The organism is Staphylococcus sp. HMSC034C12 (genome assembly GCF_001835895.1).
Classification (GTDB): Bacteria; Bacillota; Bacilli; order Staphylococcales; family Staphylococcaceae; genus Staphylococcus; species Staphylococcus hominis.
Map to the genome: position 1 here is coordinate 135423 of NZ_KV826358.1, position 379 is coordinate 135801.

The window sequence follows — 379 nt, forward strand, 5'->3', positions numbered from 1 at the left end:
TGTAACCAGTACCTTAAAATAGGGAAGTGGTTTGATAAGACAGTAAAGGACGCCTCAAATTAAGGCTACCTTAGAAAGCTGATACGTTAAGTTACCGTATTAGAAAAAACAAAAGCGAACTTATTAATCAATAAAAAGCTAACGCACTAAGTTAGTGCATTAGAAAACCGAAATGTCGGTTATCTAATTCTGAAAAGCCGTTTGTGGCTTCTCTGCGTAGTCAAAATGGCTACGCAGCTATTTCTTAACTAAATGGCGATTTATATAGATTATCTACGTACCTAAATTGAGTACGCAGCTTATATAATGATCTAGTAGTGAATTTTATTCCCAAAATATTGGGAATGAGAATGTAAACAATTTATAGATACTGTAAAAA